The following is a 16,178-nucleotide window of genomic DNA, read 5'->3' as shown; positions in this document are numbered from 1 at the left end:
TTATTATCTATCTACTATTATATCAAATATCCTATTACTTTCAGCCTAAAACCTTTAATTAATTTGTTCAAAAATAGAGAACATTGGTATCGCTATGGATGCAACAATAGTACCAACTACAACAGCTAATATTGTAATCATTATCGGTTCTATTAATGTTTTTAAACGATCGGTTGTATGGTCTAGTTCTGATTCATAGAAATCTGCTACTTTTGTGAGCATTTTATCCAATGAACCTGTTTGTTCCCCCACAGATATCATTTGAGTAACCAAAGGCGGAAAAATCCAATGATTCTCAAATGGTCTTGCCATAGATTCACCTTTTTCTAGTTCGGACCTTGATTGCTTCAACACTTTCTCTATGACCCTATTTCCAACAATCCGTTCTGTAATTTGAACGGATTCCAGAATAGGTACAGAGCTTTGAAAGAGAGAGCTTAATGTTCTCGTAACCCTTACCAGGGCAGCCTTTTGTAACAAAGAGCCAAATACCGGAATTCGTAATTTTATATAATCAAGCCGATATGCTATGGTATCCACTTGGTTCATGTACTTAAATAAAAGCCAAATAAGAACAGGAAGAATGAGAAATAGCCACCATATAGACTGTGTAATTTCTCCTAAAGCGATAACAAATTTTGTGACAGCAGGTAGCTCTCCTCCCATTGTCGCAAACATATCCGTAAACTGTGGGACGACTGTACTAAGTAAGAAGATGATAATTCCAACAGCTATCGTTAATACAATGGCAGGGTACGTAAGAGCAGAAATGACCTTTTGACGTGTTTCATTTTGTTTCTCGTAATATTCGGCCATTTGTTCTAGAATTTCATCAATATTACCCCCTACCTCCCCTGCACGGAGCATATTGATAAACAAGGGTGGAAAGATTTTTTGATGATGTTCGGCGGAATCTGAAAATGATTGTCCACCTTCTAAGCGATTTGCTATGTCATCTAGTGCACTACTTAAGGATTTATTGGACGTTTGCTCGGCCAGAATATAGGTAGATTGAACGAGAGATACTCCTGAATCAATAAGTGTAGAAAACTGTCTAAGATACACTACAAAATCTTTTGGCTTTACAGCTTTTCCAAAGGATATATCCTTGTATAAAATACTGTTCATTTCCTGAATGGTAGTAATCGCTAGCCCTTGTGTTTTCAACTGTTCAATCGCTTCTCTTTTGGAAGCTGCTCTCACTTTTCCTTGCTTCTGCTGACCACGCGTGTTTCGAGCCTTATAACTATAGTAAGCCATGTTATACATTCCTCTCTTCTAAATACGGAGAAGCTTGCTCTTCTAAAATGATTCCTTGTTCAAGCAATGACTTCACCGACATTTGAAGCGTATGCATACCTTGCGCTTTTGAGGTTTGCATAATATTAGGAAGCTGATGAATTTTTTCATTTCGTATCAAATTCTTTACTGCTGGACTGTTTCGTAAAATTTCGGTAGCTGCTCGTCTACCTTTTTTATCGGTTGTTTGGAATAAACGTTGAGATATAATAGCCTGTAATACACCCGCCAATTGAATCCTAACTTGTGATTGTTGGTTGGGTGGAAACACATCGATGATACGATCAATGGTAGAAGCAGCATCTGTGGTATGTAACGTACCCAATACTAAGTGCCCTGTTTCTGCAGCTGTTATAGCAGTTGCGATTGTTTCTAAATCACGCATCTCTCCCACCAAAATGACATCGGGGTCTTGTCGTAAGCATGCACGTAATCCATTCGCGAAATTTCTTGTATCAAAACCTACCTCTCGTTGATCAATAAGGCATAATCTGTGAGAGTGCAAATATTCGATTGGATCTTCTAATGTAATAACATGCTTTCTTGTATTTTGATTCATATAGTCAATCATCGAAGCTAATGTTGTGGATTTCCCACTACCAGTTGGTCCTGTAACTAAAACCAACCCTTGGGGTAATTTAGAAATGGTCTTAAGGATTTCAGGCATATGTAAATCTTCCATACTTGGAATGCTAGTAGGAACAACCCTAACAGCTAAAGAAATACAATTACGTTGATGGTATGCATTTATTCTAAACCTTGAAATTCCCGGGATTCCATAAGAAAAGTCTACCTCACCTGTTTCTTCGAATTTCTCCCATAAGGTATCCGAAAGAATCGCTTTAGCCATTTCTTCTGTATGCTGCGGCGCTAGTTTTTCTTTTCCATATTGTTTTAGGTCACCATGAATCCTGAAGACAGGTGGCATTCCTACTGTTAGGTGAATATCGGATGCTTTTAATTCAAAAGCACTTTTTAATAGTGTGTCAAAACGGTCTTTCATATCGAACCTCCTAACTGCTCTGAGCTACTCGTAAAACCTCTTCGATGGATGTTAGGCCTTGCTTTGCTTTTAACAAGCCATCATCTATTAAAAAAATCATGCCATTTTTCCATGCATAATGATAGATTTCGTTGATGGATTCATAATTCATCATCATTGTCTTAATCTTATCGTCAATCACTAAAACTTCTTGGATGGCTAACCGTCCTCTGTAGCCTGTATTTTGACAACTATTGCAACCTTTGCCTTTGTATAGTTGGTCCACTTTCATACCACGCTTCTTCATTGTCTGTACTTCCATATCACTAGGGGTATAAGATGTTTTACAATCTCGACAAATCTTTCGCACTAGACGCTGAGCAACAATTCCTGATAAAGAGGAAACGACCAAATATGGTTCTACATCCATATCAAATAATCTTGGAATAGTAGCAATGGCACTATTGGTGTGGAGTGTACTAAATACAAGGTGTCCTGTTAAAGAAGCTCGGATTGCTATCTCGGCTGTTTCAGAGTCACGAATTTCTCCTACCATGACAATGTTTGGGTCCTGGCGTAAAATGGAGCGAAGTCCTTTAGAGAACGTTAAGCCTACAGCACTATTCACTTGGACTTGATTGATTCCTTCAATCTGATACTCAACAGGATCTTCAACGGTAATAATATTGACATCATCTGTGTTCAGTTGATTCAACGAAGCATATAAGGTAGAGGATTTACCAGAACCTGTTGGGCCCGTTATGAGAACTAATCCAGAAGGTTGCTCAATTAAATTCATAAACCGTTTATGATTAATTTTATTAAAGCCTAATTCCCCGACCTTACTCAAAGCACTCCCTAAATCCAAAATACGAATAACGATTTTCTCACCAAAAACAGTTGGTAAAGTGGAGATACGTAAATCAACTGGATTGCGATCAATGGTCGTTTTAATTCGACCATCCTGAGGCAAACGCGTTTCGGTAATGTTCAAATTTGCCATGATTTTAATTCTAGCAATTAAAGAGTTCTGCAATGATTTTGGCAACGTTCGTTCCGTTCTTAAAATGCCATCTATTCGATATCGTATGAATACTTTCGTTTCCTGTGGATCAATATGTATGTCACTTGCTTTAAGTTGAATACCAGCTTGAAGAAGTTGATTCATCAGTCGAATTGCAGGTGCATCGTTTGGATCGTCTGAATTTCCTTCCTCTAAATCCTCGTCCTTTAAATTGTAATGCTTGTTGATTGCTTGGAGTATTTCATCTTTCGTTGCGATAACCGGAGAAATCTGAAACCCCGTAGATATTTTTAAGTCATCAATAGTATAGTAGTCCATTGGGTCATTCATTGCCACTACTAGTTGATTATCTTCTTTATTTAGAGGTATTACTAAGTTTCGTTGTACGAACTCTTTTGGAACAATGTTTATAATACTCGGATCAATAGGATATTGGTATAAGGAAATATGTGGTATTCCTAATTGGAACTCCAACACTTCTATAAGCTGCTGTTCTGTAATAAATCCTTTTTCAAGTAAAGCATCTCCAAGCTTTTGTCCCTCTTTCTTGGTTTCGATTGTGTCTGAGATTTGCTCTTCTGTCAGTATGCCGGCTTCTTTTAATAAGTCTCCCAAGCGTTTACGTTCAGCCATCAATCTCCCTCACTTTCCTCTATAAAAATGCGAATCCTATCGGGATTCGCATTTTTAAGTTATTATTCTCCTTTAGATGGACCATCCGAAATGTCCCATATATCTTCTGGATCTTGAATGACATCGTTTGAATCATCCTGGTTATCATTAGTTGAGTCTGTAGACGTATCATCATTCGTCCCATCAGATCCATCATTTCCGCTAGTGGAGTTAGAATCTCCTGTGTCATCTCCGTTGTTCGAACCATCTGTAGAATCATCATTACTATTAGAATCATCGTCACTAGAATCTGAGTCAGAATTGTTGTTAGAAGACGAATCACTGGATTCAACAGGTTGATAACGAACTTCTATACGATTTACTGGTGAATAATAGTCTTCGGTAATCAATCTTGTCGCGCTTTCACCATTGATTGTTCGATACAATTTATATACTTCACCAGAAGAACCTTCCTGTTTCACCTGTGTTTGATAGACTTCTGTTGAATAGTGTACTACCGTTCTAGGGTCTAAGGTTTGAGCATCTTTAATGGCCACCTCATATTCATCAGGAAGTGGATAGCCTACCCATCTTGCCACCAAATTCCCATTAGTCACTTCTGTCTGAAGCTCATAATTACTAGAATTAACGTTTACAAAAACAAGGTCATGATCTTCCTCAACCTTCACACTAGCCTCACGTCCTCTAGGAATATAAGCAGGGCGGTGTTGACTTATATGACGCTCTTTAATAGTGAAGTTCGTTTTAAGTGTAGCTCCATATATAGTAGAAGCCATTAAATGTAAAGCTTTGGGGTTCTGAACAGATGCATCTTGAGCAAACTCTAATAAGGAAAAAGAATCATTTGCCTTAATGGTTGCTTTGTTAACTTCCTTAACATAATAGGAGGGATCAACCCCCTCTGGAATAGAGATGGTATATTGACTAATGGTTTCATATAACTCAGTTGTACCTTTTTCTACATAATCATATATAGAATATTCAATCGGTTCGGAGTTTAATGAACTCGCTCTTTGTTTTAAATCTTTTTCTAATTCTTGAAGCAACAATTTATTATAAAGATTTACTCCTACCTCATCCTCAATTTCGGAAAAATTAGAACGAATAATAGCCACAGATAATGGGGAGGAGGCACCTTCCATTACTTCTTCTAAGGATTGACCTAAATTGAATTGTATTAATGATGACGGAAGTGTGACTTGAGTATCTATCATGTTTAGCATGATAGAATGTGTTTGTTTCCAGTCAGTAGTTGCGTCTTGAAGGCTAGTTTTTGCTTCAGCTTTCGTCAAACCGCTTAGGTCAATCCCTCCTACCGCTGTCCCATTTTCGTATGTTTCTGGTCCTGCCAACACGGTATCATAAGCAAAACCTCCACCTATCGACATTCCAGTGAGGAATAAAGCCATAGACAACAGTAAAAAAAATAATTTAAAGTCAATTTTTTGTCCCACATTAATTCACCCTTGTCGTGGTTACTCATTTACGTTCATCGTTATATCTACCACTACAATCGGCCCTTCACTTTCGGCCATTTCAACATCTTCAGCTGTTAGCTTTTTCCCATTTTCAATAATGACGTCTCCTTGTGGATTTACGATATCTTTTAGCACCGTTTTACCTTTAAGAAGTTCTAATTGTTGTTTCTCTACGTCAGCTAAATTTGTTTCCAGCTGAGCTGTTTGGCTCTGTGATTGCTCTTGTGCATAGCTTGCTTGGTTATTCACTAACGTTTATTTTCTTAAAGGGAATTGCTTTCACACTTACCTGCCAATCTACATGCTCTATTGTTAAAAAGTCAGCTGATCCGTGTCAGGATTGATTACAAGATTCTTAATCTTCATAAGTATCTTCCATTGATGAATTAGTATCGTCCAAGTCTCGATTATTTAAGAATTCTTCTTGATCAGTTTCATTTACAGTAGTTCCGTCATCTTCATCACCGTGAATTAGGGATACGTTATGTGGTTCTTTGACAGGCATAGCTTCTTCTTCGTTTCCTTGTAGACGATTGGCTATTAGCTCTTCTTCAGGACTCACAATACTTTCTGTTTCTTTTATGTCTATCGTTTCCCATTCTATAATATCTTCACCTGTTTGATCTTGTTCATTTCTGTCTTTTTCTTCAGTGATGATTTCTCGTTCTTCTATAAAGTCAACATCTTCCTCATCTAACTCTGAGATTACAACATCATCCTGCTTATGATCTTCGATAGCCGTTGGTTGATTGGTTGCCATGCTTGAGGGGTCTTCAGAAGTTTGGGCTGATGGTGGTTGAGTAAATGTAGTTTCGCTATTCCCTTCTACTAGCAAATCACTAGAATAATCCTCTTCTATATCATCGTCAAAATGATTAAAATGTTTATCGTATTCCCCTTTTTCTGAAGAGCTCTCCAGATCTGATCCTTCTGTTGCTAATTTATAGTTTTCGAGATTTCGACTTAAAAGAATCGTCATAAGAAAGGATAATAAAAGTAAAATTAGTCCTCCTTGCCACCATTGGAATGTTACATTTGCATAATGTGTGGTAAGAGCAATCAATAACGCAGCTCCAACTAAGTAGAGGTTTCCTTTTTTGTTATATCCTACAGGCACTATGTACAGTATAAGTAACAAAATTCCTACCCCAACGAGGGCAAATAGAATGTCCAAAACCTCACCTCTTCCTTTTTCTCCGAAATTTGACAACGTTCGACTATATCGTAATTGTATAATAAAGTTGGTATATTTAAAAGAATTTATTGCTATATTTGACCTAGCCATTACCATATATCCCCCGAATCATTAGTTCCTACGAACCATTTACCATGTCGTACACATGAAAATAAACACAAGTATTACGCTTAATTTATTAAGTTATACACACGCCAATATTTTTGTAGCTAGACAATAAAAAACAGCAGAGTCATTACTCTGCTGTTTCCACTACCTTCTCGTAACTTGCAACTTTATTTCGGCCCTGGCGCTTAGCTCCCATATACATGGCTCGGTCTGCATGACGAACAAGCTCCATAGGATCTTCGCAATCATCAGGATACGTTGCAATCCCAATGCTTGCGGTTATATACACCTGCACTGGATTCTTTTCTTCTAATATATGTTCATGTAAGGTGAAAGGAGTATTGGCTATTTTTCGTCGCACGTGCTCTGCGATGTGGAGAGCATGTTCCTGGTTAACATTTGGTAGTAATATAACAAATTCTTCTCCACCATACCTCGCAACCGTTCCCTTGTCGGAAATAATATTCCTTAAACGATCAGCAAGCTCGCAAAGTGCTTCATTTCCACTTTCGTGTCCGTATTGATCATTAATTTCTTTGAAATGATCTAAATCTAGTAAAATAAGAGCTATTCTTTCAGGGACGCCATTCTTTTGTAATTGACTAAAATATGCTTGCAAGTGTTTTTCAAAGTATCGATAGTTATATAGATTTGTGAGAGGGCATATTTCACTTTGCCGTTTGGTTTCCTCATAATTTCGAGCATTTTCTATAGCTACAGCTAAGTAATTTGTTAGTATATCTACAATCATATATTGATATTTCTCGTACGCTCGCTTCTTTTTCGATGTTAGCGTTAGAACGCCGACGACCTGATTATGGCGCAATATTGGGATTGAAATAACACTTTCAACTTCTTCAGGCATAAACTTGGTATTGCCTTCTTCCCATTGTTTGCGAGAATGATAATAAATACCTTGCGCATTTCCCCATACTTTCCCACTAATGCCTTCGAATTTATGTAGGTCATCAGTTGGAAAATCGCGCTCTTCCGTTGCATCATAAAAACGGATTAGTGTTAACCAATCCTTACTTTCATCTACATCATAAATATAAGCATAATTCACATCCAAGAGAGTAGAGATGTTCTCTACAAACCGATCTAGTACTTCACTAACCTCTAATTTTTCCGTTAGCTCATGACCTATGTCACTTGTGCGTTGTAAATAGTCATTGATGCGACGACTTCTATAAAAAAGCATAAGTATAATCGATAAGCTGACAAATGGAACACCAACATAATAAATAGCCCCTAGTCCAATTTCTACATATAGAATATAAAGCACGAGTGCTACAGGTAGAATAATGAGGTTACTAACACCTTCCCATAGCAAACTGCGATTAAAGAACTTTGAAGGTAAGCCCACAATAAAGGTGCGAATCAGATTGAGAAGTAGCTGGTTGATAAGAATGATTGCAAGGGAATAAGCTAAAATAGGAATAATATCCATAGGTGAACTAATTTCTAGTGCCCCATGTCTGCCACCAAATAAATAATACACACCAGCTGCCCCGATGGAAACAAACATAAACATTAGAAAGTTTAATGGAATCTTATATAAATCATTTTTAGGTAACCTCAATTTAGCGAATAAAATGATATAAGCCATTTGAGTTAGCATGATTTCCACAAACAAACCAAAATAAATAAAAACAGTTAAACCAATTCCATGAATGAAAAATATAGGAGTACCATTCACTATAATTGGAAATAACGCCACAATTCCCATTAACAAAGCAAAGGAAAGGAGATCAATTTCGTGACCTTGGAATGTTGGGGGTTGAAGCTGATAAATCAATACAAATATGCTGGGCCATAATAAAACCCATATTACCCAGAGGGCCACCTTTTTTTGCTTCGTTAGCATGTCATGCATCTCCCAACCAAGTAAATCTCTATCCTATCAAGTTTGAAATACCTATCACCGTTATTTCGTCTTAAAAATATCATGCAAATTTTGTAAACAAATATCACTAACATAGTAGCACAATTAACCTATATTTTCAAAAAATTTTCGCACTTCTGATATAAAGTACAATGAACCTGATATCACCAAAACATCCTCATTTGATAATGTTTTCATCCTGTTCTCAATGAAGATTTTCCAGTCGTCTGTTTTGCTTTTATTGTGATGATGAGATAAATTATATAGTTCTTCTGCATCAGATGCTCTAGGGAATTCAAACGTAGTAAAGGTGACCGTATCAAACGTGCCTGTGAACAAGGGTATCATTTTATCAAGTGGTTTATCATGCAGAGCCGCGAATAACAGATGCTTCTCCCTATCTTGATAATGATCACGAACAGTCTGTGTCATAGCTTGAATACCTTCTTCATTATGAGCACCATCAAGAATGATGGTGGGTTGATCAAAAACTTGTTCGAATCGACCCACCCAACTCGTTGTTATGATTCCCTCACGAACCTTTTCTTCCCTTACATAATCAAGACATCGTGTCACAGCTTGAATAGCAAGTGCGGCATTCTTCATCTGATGCCTTCCCTTCATATGAATCAGAAGCTTGTCCCATTGTACAAATTGGTTCTTGAACGTGAATAGTTCACCATTTTGTGTAGTGTTTTCAGCTATAATCTGAAATTGTTCACCTAAACTATCCAACGCTGCATCCTGAGAAATTGCTTTCTTTTTGATTACTTCTAGTGCGTCTATCTTCTCAACCCCTGTTATAGCGGGAACACTAGGTTTGATTATCCCTGCTTTTTCTGAAGCAATTTCTTCAAAAGTGTCCCCTAGAAGAGCGGTATGATCTTTTCCGATACTTGTTATTATAGAAAGAATTGGTGAGATAACATTAGTTGAATCCAATCGGCCTCCTAAGCCTGTTTCCATAAGGACAAAATCCATAGGATGTTCGGCAAAGTACAAAATAGCCAAGGCAGTAATTATCTCAAACTCTGTAGGCCCGCCTAATGGCGAATTCTCTAACTCTTCAGCAAGTGGTTTAATTTTTTCCACAAGCTTTGACCATTCCTCATCAGCTAGTGGTTCACCATTTATGCTGATTCGCTCATTAAAGGTGACAACATAGGGAGAAGTAAACGTTCCAACCTGATAGCCATGTGCCTGCAAAATATTTCGGATAAATGAAATAGTTGACCCTTTTCCATTCGTTCCTGCTACATGAATAGCATGAAGACGCTGTTCGGGGTTCCCGAGATGATCCATCAACCATTCCATTCGTTGCAAACCCGGCTTTATCCCAAATTTATGTCGATTATGAATCCATTCAATTGCCTCTTGATAATCCATTTCGTTTTCCTCGTTTCTTCTTTCTTAAACGTACATTGTTAATCCAAGACATTTTACGCTGAAATGCTCTTGTTCTTTAGTTCTACCTATATTTTTATAATTGGAACAAAGACGAACCCGATTTCAGGTCCGTCTTTGTCCCTTTACCTATTTAAGATTTTAATTCGTTGATACGCGTTTCTACTTTGTCACGCTTATCTAAATAATCTTGTTCTTTATCTCGCTCAGCTTGCACAATGTGCTCTGGAGCTTTATTAACAAATTTATCATTGGAAAGCTTCTTTTGAACAAGTTTCACTTCGTCGTCCCATTTTTTCCATTCTTTTTCAAGGCGAGCTACTTCTTCTTGAATATCAATCAATCCTTCAAGTGGAAGGTAAAGTTCAGCGCCTGTTATGACAGACGACATAGCCTTTTCTGGTGCCTGAAGATTTGGATTAATGATAAGCTCGCTTGGATTACAGAAGCGCTCTAAATAATGACGATTGTTATTTAACTGCTTAGCCACTTCTTCATCTTTTGCTTTAATCATCAGTTGGATTTGTTTAGACATTGGTGTATCCACTTCAGCACGAATGTTGCGTACAGATCGAATAATATCAACAAGTCGCTTCATTTCTTCTGATGCCTGTTCATTATGAAGACCATTACGCACTTCCGGCCATTTTGCAACTGTAATGGATTCACCTTTAGTAGGTAGAGCTTGCCAAATCTCTTCTGTAATAAATGGCATGAAAGGATGAAGCATTCGCATCGTCTGATCCAATACATAAGCCAAGATAGAACGCGTTGTCTTCTTCTCTGCCTCATCTTCTCCATATAACGGTAACTTCGCCATTTCAATATACCAATCACAGAATTCATCCCAAATGAAGTTGTATAAATGACGTCCAGCTTCTCCGAATTCGTATTTATCAACGTTACGCGTTACATGCTCAATGGTTTCATTTAAACGAGTCAAAATCCACTGATCAGCAAGTGATTTCTTACCGGATAAATCTATTTCCTCATATTTAATACCATCCATATTCATTAGCGCAAAGCGCGAAGCATTCCAAATTTTATTAGCAAAATTCCATGTTGCCTCAACTTTCTCCCATTGGAATCTCAAATCCTGACCAGGAGTAGAGCCTGTAGCAAGGAAGTAACGTAAGGAGTCTGCACCATACTTATCAATTACGTCCATTGGATCTACGCCGTTACCAAGAGATTTACTCATCTTACGTCCATCAGCATCTCTTACAAGCCCGTGAATGAGCACATCTTCAAATGGACGACGGTCAGTAAATTCAATCGATTGGAAAATCATACGCGATACCCAGAAGAAGATGATATCATAGCCTGTTACCAATACATCCGTAGGGAAATAACGGTTGTAATCCTTATTGTTTTCATCTGGCCAGCCCATTGTAGAGAAAGGCCATAATGCAGAGGAGAACCAAGTATCTAAAACATCCTCATCCTGTACCCAGTTTTCAGGATCAGCTGGTTCATCACGACCTACATATAATTCACCTGTTTCTTTATGGTACCAAGCTGGAATACGATGGCCCCACCAAAGCTGTCTAGAAATACACCAGTCGCGAATATTCTCCATCCAGTTTAAATAGGTTTTCTCAAAACGGTCTGGAACAAAGTTGACTTTATCGTCTCCTTTTTGTAACTCAATAGAAGCGTCGGCTAATGGTTGCATATTCACAAACCATTGTGTGGAAAGATAAGGTTCGACAACCGCTCCACTTCTCTCGGAATGACCAACAGAGTGCATATGTTCTTCAATGTTAAATAGAACACCATCTTCCTGAAGATCTTTAACTAGTTGCTTACGACAAGCGAATCGATCCATGCCTTGATATTTACCAGCGTTCTCATTCATTGAACCATCTTCATTCATAACAAGTACGCGCTCTAAATTATGACGATTTCCGATTTCAAAGTCATTAGGGTCATGGGCTGGGGTAATCTTAACTGCACCACTTCCAAATTCCATATCAACATAATCATCGGCTACAATTTCGATTTCACGTCCAACGATAGGAAGTTTAACCTTCTTGCCAATAAGGTGCTTGTAACGATCATCTTCTGGATGGACAGCTACAGCTGTATCACCAAGCATCGTCTCTGGACGAGTAGTAGCAATCTCAATCTCATCCGATCCATCCACTAACGGATACTTCATGTGATAGAAATGACCTTGAACATCATCATAGATTACTTCAATATCAGAAAGAGCTGTTTGGGTAGCAGGATCCCAGTTGATAATGTATTCACCGCGATAGATTAGCCCTTTTTCATACAATGTTACAAACACTTCGCGTACGGCATTAGATAATCCGTTATCTAGAGTAAAACGTTCACGTGAATAGTCTAATCCTAATCCAAGCTTTTCCCATTGTTGACGAATGAAATCAGCATATTCTTCTTTCCAATCCCATGCTTGTTGAAGGAATCCTTCACGACCTAGGTCATATCGAGATGTACCTTGTTCTTTTAACTTTGCTTCCACTTTAGCTTGTGTAGCAATACCGGCATGGTCCATTCCAGGTAGCCACAGTACATCGTATCCTTGCATACGCTTTACACGGGTGATGATATCTTGTAGTGTGGTATCCCATGCGTGACCTAGATGAAGGCGACCTGTTACGTTTGGTGGTGGAATAACCACAGTAAACGGATCTTTATTCTCGTCATCTTTAGCTTCAAAAAACTTCCCATTCACCCAAAAATCATAACGCCCCTTTTCAATTGCATTCGGATCGTATTTTGTCGGTAAAGATATTTCTTTGTTCTCATTCTCCATAAAACTTCCTCCTTCTATCCACCGTGATTACGAATATGATGCAATAAAAAAATCCTTTTCATCCTATAAAAAGGACGAAAAGGATTCGCGGTACCACCTTATTTTACAGCGGACAGATAGACTTCACCTACCTGCACTGTACACTTCATCATGTAACGGATGGATTCCGGCTTCTCCTACTCTACGTTTCAAAGAAGCTGCATCTGGGGTGACTTCTGCGTTCAAGAGCTTAAGAATCTCTCAGCAAATGATTCTCTCTCTGAAAAGTTTGAAACACATACTCTTCCCCTTCACGGCATTTCGATAAATTGATTGTATTGTTATTTTATCCATTTATCCTATGTTAAGTCAATCCTTACCTAAAAACTTTTCTATTCACCAATTAGGTTAATCCTTACATAAGATAAAGCAAAAGCTTAAAAGGAGGTTTAGCTGAATGGGGCAATTTTATCGGTATAAACTCCCTCCATGGTGTCGCCAATGGATATTTATTATTGAAAAATGTACATTGCCTATCGCAGTTTTCCAATTAATTCGTACCCTGTTGTTTCCAACCACTTTTGACGTGTTCTTGTTAGGATTATTAATTGGACTGTATTTTGCTTTTTACTTGAAATGGATTTAACGATTGGGGCCAAGAACCCTCCCTCTTCAAGCATGTAAAGGAAAGGGGGAGAAATTGGCTTTCGGTTAAGTCAGTAGAACGAAGCAAATCCTACCATACGTAAACTATCCAAGCCGTAAAGAACCCTAATGCCATTCGTCAGGTAAGAACTCTCCCCAGTAATCCTTACAAAGACAAAAGGTTGCTTTCTTCTTGAAATTAAGAAATTAGTTGTTCAAACGTGGGTAGATTTTAAGTAGTTTATCCTTCTTCTTGTTCCTTCTCTTCTTCCTGCTGCTGTATATATTCTCGAGCTTTCTCAATCTGAGATTGGATTTGCAAAGAATGCTGTAAAACATAATAAGAGTGTTCAAGCTTTTGTACTAAAAAAGGTTGCCCACTATTCCGGGCACCGCTTACATATGCATCAACTTGATCAAGATAATGATCAGGGCTGAGTAAATAGAGCGCAAACAAACATCGTTCACTATTCATTAAGTTGAATCTTTCCTCATAAGAAGAAAATGTGGTAACCAATTGTTCAACAGGAGCATCATGATACTTAATAATATTCCAATAATAAGAAGTTAAATCAAAAACGGGATAATTCCAAGAAGCACGTTCCCAATTCAAAAAGTAAGGTTTATTTTCATCATAAATGAAATGACTAGGTTTTAAGTCTCCATGACACAAGGTAAGTCGAATTTTCTTGTCTTCTTCTATATCCTCTAAAAAACGATCACACCATTCTTCTGATATTTCAAACACATATAACAGGTCACGAAAATGTGTGCACACTTGCAACTCGAACGGTGCCATATAATGATGTTTTTCAAATGCTTCTACGTACCCTTCTAACTTATCCTTATCAGCTCTTATTTGGTTTTTCTTGCTCTCCATCCTGTCTTCAAAATCCTCTCGTTTGACCACCTGTGTTTTAGAAGTACGTCGATGGATATCAGCAAGAGATGAGTAAAAAAGATCAAATGGATAAGGTGGTGTATCCCGATGAGGCGTCTCAACCCACGGCATGATATACCATGTATGGTTTCGCTGCTGAACATATAGCTCTTGATTTGACGTCATATATAAAGGCATTAGAGAGGAAAGTTGAGACTCATTTGCTTGTTGATAGGTTGCAATCCATTGTTTTATTTGTTGATCATCCATATCTGTTCGTTTTACAGCTACAGCACCATGATTCGTATAGACCTTATATACATTGTCAGTCTGTTGGTTCACCTCTAAAGGATACAAGCCATAGTGAGCAAGCACTTCGGATAAAAACTCACTCATGCCCATACCTCCTTTTTTAAATAAGGTTAATACAAGAAATTAGGCTGACTCCATCGTCTAGAGTCAGCCTCCGTTTTATTATTTTGAAGGAATATATAAAATTTGGCCGGCTGATACATCTTCGTCCCCTAAATCGTTAATACGACTTAAATGAGTAGGTGGAACCTTATACTTCTGGGCAATAGACCCCAGTGTATCACTTTCTTGAACAATACACATTCTCATTTTTGCATATGGTTCTTCCTCGCGCTGGAACATCGAGGTTAAATAACGTGCATCTTGAGGATAATGTTCTTCTTCCTCCTCGCGATCGTCTTCATAACTATCTTCGTAATCCATGCTATATTCATGTTCTTCTGTTTCTTCTACATCCTCTTCCGATGGAGGGGCTTCCGCTTCATTTCCAAAGAACTCAGAAAAAGATTGAACTTGTTTATACTTCCAGCGCCCTCCTTCATCCTCTGTTAACGATGAATCATCATCTTGTTCTAGGGTTTGATGATCAACGGAATCGGCTACGACTGGCTCTTCTTGGTCCTCATCTTCTTCATACTTCACATCAAAACTAAACCGACTTTCTAATTCATCATAATGAACTCCCTCAAACTCTTCTTGATCTTGAAAATCATTTCTTTGTTCTTCTTGCACATAAGAAATTTCTTCATGATTGACACCATGAATCGCCACTGTAGCGTTTAACTTTAATTGACCTCTTTCAGGTAGCTCATAATCAAAGGAATCAATACTTACTGTGACATCATGTAAGTTTTCAATTCTACTTTTCGGAATAGAGATTTCTACTGGAAAACGATGATAGCATTCGCTTACCCCATCTTCGTGTGTTTCCACTTCCTCTATTAATCTTTTAGCAGCGTGATCACGTAGCGATAATACTTGTGGTTCTTCGTCTACCTGTTCTTTTGTCTGGTAATACTCCCCCGTTAATTCAATTACACCTCTAATGGAAACCGTATCATCAAATTCTTGAATGGAGATGTCTGGTTCTAGTGATATCCCCATGAATTCATCTACTTCCTGTCCTCTTTGAAACCAAAGTGACTCATTTAAATGAAAAGAAAAAACATTTTGTTCATCGTATGACAAACCTTTCTCCTCCCTTCAAATACACACATGACCTCTCGATCTCTTATGTCATTACAGGTATATGTCCTTGTAGGACGATTTATGACTGTTTAGTGATTTAGAACGGGAAGATAAAAAAAGCGTTAGTAACTAATAACAGGTTAATGCTCAGCACTAAAGCTAGACATAAGAACCACACATATGTTGATCGTATTAGAAGACAAAGGTCAATTTGTAAAGAATGGATAAGAAAAGTTATTCAATAATCGAGGCATAATCCTGAAGACTTGGATTCGAGATAGTTAGGGGGAGCGGGATGTTTCCATAGATTTAGTTAGAATAAAGGTGGCCGTGGAACAACTCGCGTCCTGCCGGCTCACCAGCTCGCCCGCAGGAAGCAAGTTG

The 16,178-nt window shown here is 38.0% G+C and carries 12 protein-coding genes and 1 other annotated feature; of the genes, 1 reads left to right on the top strand and 11 read right to left on the bottom strand.

The genetic code is table 11. The features are described 5' to 3' along the window. Positions 1–54 precede the first annotated feature (54 nt). The 9 genes from GLW08_RS08285 to GLW08_RS08250 form a co-directional block, all read right to left on the bottom strand. Complete coding sequence (locus GLW08_RS08285; protein WP_160848125.1) at positions 55–1,260, bottom strand: type II secretion system F family protein; 1,206 nt, start codon at positions 1,258–1,260, stop codon at positions 55–57. Position 1,261: 1 nt separating this feature from the next. Beyond that, positions 1,262–2,302 carry a type IV pilus twitching motility protein PilT gene (locus GLW08_RS08280; RefSeq protein ID WP_160848124.1) on the bottom strand — a complete coding sequence of 347 codons (1,041 nt, stop codon included), beginning with the start codon at positions 2,300–2,302 and terminating at the stop codon, positions 1,262–1,264. Positions 2,303–2,312: 10 nt separating this feature from the next. After that, a complete protein-coding gene (locus GLW08_RS08275; protein WP_160848123.1) occupies positions 2,313–3,938 on the bottom strand; it encodes a GspE/PulE family protein in 1,626 nt (541 codons plus the stop codon). Positions 3,939–4,000: 62 nt separating this feature from the next. Continuing rightward, positions 4,001–5,392 carry a VanW family protein gene (locus GLW08_RS22240; RefSeq protein ID WP_160848122.1) on the bottom strand — a complete coding sequence of 464 codons (1,392 nt, stop codon included), beginning with the start codon at positions 5,390–5,392 and terminating at the stop codon, positions 4,001–4,003. A gap of 21 nt (positions 5,393–5,413) precedes the next feature. Then, positions 5,414–5,665, bottom strand: a complete 252-nt coding sequence (locus GLW08_RS21855) for a hypothetical protein (RefSeq protein WP_237458372.1) — start codon at positions 5,663–5,665, stop codon at positions 5,414–5,416. A 106-nt stretch (positions 5,666–5,771) separates the two neighbouring features. Beyond that, positions 5,772–6,590 (bottom strand): hypothetical protein, encoded by an 819-nt coding sequence (locus tag GLW08_RS21625; RefSeq protein WP_202410161.1) that lies wholly within the window; start codon positions 6,588–6,590, stop codon positions 5,772–5,774. Positions 6,591–6,846: 256 nt separating this feature from the next. Beyond that, a complete protein-coding gene (locus GLW08_RS08260) occupies positions 6,847–8,586 on the bottom strand; it encodes a sensor domain-containing diguanylate cyclase (RefSeq protein WP_160848121.1) in 1,740 nt (579 codons plus the stop codon). A 123-nt stretch (positions 8,587–8,709) separates the two neighbouring features. Further along, positions 8,710–9,990 carry a bifunctional folylpolyglutamate synthase/dihydrofolate synthase gene (locus GLW08_RS08255; RefSeq protein ID WP_160848120.1) on the bottom strand — a complete coding sequence of 427 codons (1,281 nt, stop codon included), beginning with the start codon at positions 9,988–9,990 and terminating at the stop codon, positions 8,710–8,712. A 151-nt stretch (positions 9,991–10,141) separates the two neighbouring features. Then, the gene (locus GLW08_RS08250) at positions 10,142–12,790 is read right to left on the bottom strand and encodes a valine--tRNA ligase (RefSeq protein WP_160848119.1); all 2,649 of its coding nucleotides are present in this window, start codon (positions 12,788–12,790) and stop codon (positions 10,142–10,144) included. 67 nt (positions 12,791–12,857) lie between these two features. Beyond that, positions 12,858–13,093: a binding site (T-box leader), on the bottom strand. 133 nt (positions 13,094–13,226) lie between these two features. On the opposite strand from GLW08_RS08250, the gene GLW08_RS08245 reads away from it, so the two are divergent. Further along, a complete protein-coding gene (locus GLW08_RS08245) occupies positions 13,227–13,415 on the top strand; it encodes a hypothetical protein (protein ID WP_036816579.1) in 189 nt (62 codons plus the stop codon). Positions 13,416–13,655: 240 nt separating this feature from the next. Here GLW08_RS08245 and GLW08_RS08240 read toward each other — a convergent pair whose 3' ends face one another. Both GLW08_RS08240 and spoVID read right to left on the bottom strand, forming a co-directional pair. Beyond that, positions 13,656–14,690, bottom strand: coding sequence for a phosphotransferase (locus tag GLW08_RS08240; RefSeq protein WP_160848118.1), 1,035 nt, complete (start codon positions 14,688–14,690; stop codon positions 13,656–13,658). Between the two features lie 78 nt (positions 14,691–14,768). Further along, on the bottom strand, positions 14,769–15,794 hold the full coding sequence (spoVID, locus tag GLW08_RS08235; RefSeq protein WP_160848117.1) for a stage VI sporulation protein D: 1,026 nt from the start codon (positions 15,792–15,794) through the stop codon (positions 14,769–14,771). Positions 15,795–16,178: the final 384 nt, after the last annotated feature.

The organism is Pontibacillus yanchengensis, assembly GCF_009856295.1.
In the GTDB taxonomy this organism is placed as follows: domain Bacteria; phylum Bacillota; class Bacilli; order Bacillales; family BH030062; genus Pontibacillus; species Pontibacillus yanchengensis_A.
Note: the sequence above shows the minus strand (reverse complement) of the source record. Positions and strands in the feature narration are given on the sequence as shown.

Excerpts from the sequence above, each read along its gene's own strand:
- GLW08_RS08255 (WP_160848120.1), bottom strand. The coding sequence starts at position 9,990 with ATGGATTATCAAGAGGCAATTGAATGGATTCATAATCGACATAAATTT.
- GLW08_RS08275 (WP_160848123.1), bottom strand. The coding sequence starts at position 3,938 with ATGGCTGAACGTAAACGCTTGGGAGACTTATTAAAAGAAGCCGGCATA.
- GLW08_RS08245 (WP_036816579.1), top strand. The coding sequence starts at position 13,227 with ATGGGGCAATTTTATCGGTATAAACTCCCTCCATGGTGTCGCCAATGG.
- GLW08_RS08250 (WP_160848119.1), bottom strand. The coding sequence starts at position 12,790 with ATGGAGAATGAGAACAAAGAAATATCTTTACCGACAAAATACGATCCG.
- GLW08_RS08280 (WP_160848124.1), bottom strand. The coding sequence starts at position 2,302 with ATGAAAGACCGTTTTGACACACTATTAAAAAGTGCTTTTGAATTAAAA.
- GLW08_RS08260 (WP_160848121.1), bottom strand. The coding sequence starts at position 8,586 with ATGCTAACGAAGCAAAAAAAGGTGGCCCTCTGGGTAATATGGGTTTTA.
- GLW08_RS08240 (WP_160848118.1), bottom strand. The coding sequence starts at position 14,690 with ATGAGTGAGTTTTTATCCGAAGTGCTTGCTCACTATGGCTTGTATCCT.
- GLW08_RS08285 (WP_160848125.1), bottom strand. The coding sequence starts at position 1,260 with ATGGCTTACTATAGTTATAAGGCTCGAAACACGCGTGGTCAGCAGAAG.